Source organism: Flexithrix dorotheae DSM 6795, assembly GCF_000379765.1.
GTDB classification, from domain to species: Bacteria; Bacteroidota; Bacteroidia; order Cytophagales; family Flammeovirgaceae; genus Flexithrix; species Flexithrix dorotheae.
Map to the genome: position 1 here is coordinate 1 of NZ_KB903508.1, position 4,417 is coordinate 4,417.

Annotated in this window: 4 protein-coding genes; all 4 read left to right on the forward strand. The window is 33.9% G+C overall.

All coding sequences use genetic code 11. The annotated features are described in order from the left end of the window. A partial coding sequence (locus tag A3EM_RS0137540; RefSeq protein ID WP_020533386.1) for an FAD-dependent oxidoreductase occupies positions 1–571 on the forward strand: 571 nt, incomplete at its 5' end. A gap of 98 nt (positions 572–669) precedes the next feature. Beyond that, complete coding sequence (locus A3EM_RS0137545) at positions 670–2,085, forward strand: glycoside hydrolase family 140 protein (protein ID WP_026210831.1); 1,416 nt, start codon at positions 670–672, stop codon at positions 2,083–2,085. 827 nt (positions 2,086–2,912) lie between these two features. Next, positions 2,913–4,067, forward strand: a complete 1,155-nt coding sequence (locus tag A3EM_RS0137555) for a hypothetical protein (protein ID WP_157637960.1) — start codon at positions 2,913–2,915, stop codon at positions 4,065–4,067. A 53-nt stretch (positions 4,068–4,120) separates the two neighbouring features. Beyond that, entirely contained in the window at positions 4,121–4,372 is a 252-nt protein-coding gene (locus tag A3EM_RS0137560; RefSeq protein WP_020533389.1) for a hypothetical protein, read from the forward strand. The last annotated feature ends 45 nt before the right edge of the window (positions 4,373–4,417 follow it).

Sequence of the window (4,417 nt, forward strand, 5' to 3'; positions counted from 1 at the left end):
GAAAGGATTGATGTGGACGCTGGCAAATCATCCAAGGATTCCTGACCATGTGAGGAATGAGGTAGCTAGGTGGGGTACTTGTAAAGATGAATTTGTAAGGGAAGACGGCTGGCAGGAACAATTATATGTGAGAGAAGCCAGACGTATGAAAGGTGCTTATATAATGACCCAGTATAATTGTGAAGGTTTGGAAGTTGTGGATGATGGTATAGGACTAGCGGCCTATGGTATGGATTCACACAATACACAACGATATGTAACTAAGGAGGGATTTGTGAAAAATGAAGGAAATGTAGAAGCCAAAGTTGCAGCACCTTACCCGATAAGTTACAGATCAATCATTCCTCAACAAAAAGAGTGTATGAATTTATTAGTCCCAATTTGCCTAAGTGCAACTCATATAGCTTATGGATCAATTCGCATGGAACCTGTTTTTATGGTTTTGGGCCAGTCTGCTGCTACAGCAGCTTGTCAGGCAATTGATAAAAATGTTGCTGTTCAGCAAATTGATTATAATTTACTAAAAAAGAAACTTTTAGATGATCAACAACATCTGTTTTGGGTAAATTGAATTGCTAAGTTCAAATTTTAAAAGGAAATCCTTCCAAAATAAAATAATGATTACCTGTTTTATAAGCCTGGTAAAATAAATCGTATAAAAATATCAGAATGAAAAAATTATTATTTCTTATAAGTATTGTCCTGATTATTTTTAGTAATCAGAATATAACGTTTGGTCAACAGTACTTGAAAGTAAGTGATAATGGCAGGTTTTTGGTGAAAGATAATGAGAAACCTTTTTTTTGGATGGGTGATACTGGATGGGAATTATATCATAAACTTAATTTAGATGAGATTGAGCATTATCTCAGAAATCGTGCTGCAAAAGGGTTTACGGTAATTCAAACCGTATTATTAGGTGAATGCGATGGTGTTACAAAACCAACTCCTGAAGGGTTTTTACCTTTGAATAACAATGATCCGACAAATCCTAATGAGGATTATTTCAGAAAAGTTGACAAGGCAGTTGCATTAGCTGCAAATTATGGGTTATATATGGCTTTATTACCCACTTGGGGAGCTCATACGGAAGACAAGCACCATCCTTTTTTTGAAAATGTTAATATTTTCACCCCTGATAATGCCTTTGAATATGGGGAGTTCCTTGGGAAGAGATATAAAGATCAATGGAATATAATTTGGATTGTTGGTGGTGACAGGCTACCTGAGGGCAAAGAAGAAATCTGGTTGAACATGATAAAGGGACTTAGAAAAGGAGCGGAAAGGAAACATCTCATATCCTATCATATATCAGGAAAGCATTCCATTACCGAATATCCAAATATTGCCAAACATTTAGATTTTTATATGATGCAATCAGGTCATGGAAACAGGGATATACCCAACTTTAAAATGATAGATAGTGATTATAATTTTACACCAACAAAACCTGTGATCGATGCAGAACCAATTTATGAAGATATCCCAATTGGGTTCAATGAAATCAATGGTTATACTACAGATTATGACCCAAGAAGAGCAATGTACTGGTCGGTTATGGCTGGTGCCTTTGGTACCACATACGGTAATAACGGAGTATGGCAGATGAANAAAAAAGAATNCCCGCCAGTCTTAAATCCTCTTGCATTTTGGGAGGAAGCTATTGAGGCAGCCGGAAGTTTTCAAGTCATTCATCTAAAGAATTTATTCTTATCGCGTCCTTTTCTTTCCCGCATCCCCGATAATTCTGTTATTCTGGGTGATAATTTTTCCATTGCCGACTATAAAATAGCCACAAGGNATGGAACNCNAGGAAAAAATGACGCTACNTATATTATNGCTTATTTCCCAATTGTTAGGGATTTAAAATTAAAAACGGATGTTATAAATTCGGATACAATAAAGGCTTGGTATTATGACCCTAGAACAGGTCTTGCCTATTTTATAGGAGAATTTAAAAATACAGGAACATTTTCCCCACAATGGAAGGATAGGTTGCGTAAATCAATGGGTGGTCCTGATTGGGTTATAGTTATTGATGATGCAAATACTGATTATCCTACTCCAGGGACAGTTTATGACTAAATTGATAGATATTTAGATTATCTTTTTAGAGTTTTGAAAAATTTGAGACAGATTATTATTTGGCTAAGTTGACAGAAACAACGGAAAAGTTGTGTTTGATTATGGTAAAAATATAGAAGCTAATCAGAATATAGATTTTTTAGAATGGAGAAATTGTGATTTTTCATTGAAAAAGGAATTTCTTGTTTACAAAAAATGGCCAGGGTTTAAGGAAATTCCATTTGATTTAATAGGATTACTAACAAAAAAGAGGAGGAATAATCATCTTTCGCTTATTTTTAGAACCAGATTGCTGGACTGGAATTATTGGCATTGAATACGATGGTTAATGTGTAAGAAGTGAATAGGCACCATTCGGATAACAATGTATTTAAGATTTTATTAATACAATGGATAAAGGAACTTATTTCATTTCGTTCGTAGCCAGGGATAGAAGGACAAGTAGACTTTTGTGTAAAAAAATTTATTAGAGGAATTTTTAGTTAAACAGTTATTTTGAAAAAAAATGCCTCATCGGGATATTGACCTGATAGGAATTATGTTGTACTTAACATAACGAAAGTTATTATCAAAATTTAAAAGATGTTATGTTAAATCAAATGCGGGGGAAATAAAATATAAGCAAAAAAAAAGCTAGTACAATTTTGTACTAGCCTTAGTGATTCTATTAAAATTATATTTTAACACATATTGCAAATATCTGATTCGCAGTCAGATAGCAATAAAAAACCCCGTATTGCAAACAAGGTTCACGAATGACTCCAAATATGCAAGAATCTTGCGACTTTAGCAAGATTAACAAAGGTTATCAAACCATACAATTCACAATGGATTGTAAAATCCGTAAATTTCACAGCTATAAAAAAAGCCTAAAAGATAAAAAAGTACCAAATTCAGAATTATTAACAAAGCTGAACACTGAGAAGACTTGGTTACAGGCCGATATCCAAAGATATTCGCATGACTTCAATTCATATAACTATTTGACTACCCGCATAGCAGGAATTGAAGATAAATCTAAATTACTTCAAGAACTTTTTAAACTAAAGTACGATCGTAATAATCGTGCTTCTACTGGCTCAACTATGAATAATGCAAGAAAGCGAAGATTGAAAGAAATCTGTCATTTTTTATACTACCAAAAAGAAAAATTTCAAGGCTCTAGATTTTTATGGTACACTTTTACAGTACCTCCCTTCCACAATTCATCAATTCAATATGAACCCGAAAAACATGATGAATTATTTCAGAAACAATTTTTAAAACTATTAGATAATTTGAGAAAAAATCACGGTCTAAAATCGTATATCTGGGTTGCCGAAAGGCAAACAGGAAAACGAAAAAAGGACGGTGGAAAAGCTACAAATACAATACATTTTCACTGCATTTTTATACAGTCTAAAAATTCATATTTGAATGTAGAAAATGTGAATTTGTACTGGCTTCAATTGTGTCATCAATTGGGCTGTCGTGCCATTATAAAGGATATTTCAAAAACTAAAGAAGGGAAAATCAGAAAACTTCCTTCCTTCTTTGTGCCAATGCTTAAAAATCATATGTACGGTGAGTTTTTGCGTAGACCAATGGCACAAGACATAACAAAGAACCGACTGAAACAATTAGGATTGCTTGTCAATCCGGTTAAAGCATCAGGAGTCGCAAATCTGCGCTCCCTTGGTTCATACATTGCAAAATACATCTCCAAGAATGATGAAAAAGTATTTTGCAGGTCAAACGGTATGACAAAGGACCTTTCCGGGCTGAGTACTAAAATTGAATTGACTCAGGAAGAAGCTGAAGAAATACAATACCAGCTTCAAGATTATTATTTGCAAACTTATGAGCATCCCTATTTTATAAATGATGTCAAGCATGTCATAAATATCGATGTTTATGAACCTGATTTGATGTTAGAAACCTGCGAAGCGGTAGCGAAGCTCATTAAAATACATCTGCTTAATCAAAAATTCAATCCTAATTGATACCTGGGGCAAAATTGACATTTAATAATTATTCACTTAACACATATTGAAAAATGGAATCAGCTATTTTAAAACAAAAGAATGAAGATGTAAAAGAGATTTTTAAAATCACAAGGGCTATCCGGGCCTATCCTCGTGATATTATGGACTTAGAAAAGTGTAGCTATAGAAATGCATGCAGGATAATGCGAGAAATCAAGGCATATTATAAAATCCATGTGAAAAGGCCCCTGACGATTTATCACTTATCCGCTTATTATGCGGTTTCCATTACCAATATTTTGCGCCACATTTCGGACAATTAATGCCGAAATAAGCAAAACCACTATAATTAAGTAAAGCGGGTATTA

What these genes read in the sequence shown, in the direction of transcription:
- A3EM_RS0137555 (WP_157637960.1), top strand. Translation starts at nt 2,913, where the DNA reads ATGGATTGTAAAATCCGTAAATTTCACAGCTATAAAAAAAGCCTAAAA.
- A3EM_RS0137560 (WP_020533389.1), top strand. Translation starts at nt 4,121, where the DNA reads ATGGAATCAGCTATTTTAAAACAAAAGAATGAAGATGTAAAAGAGATT.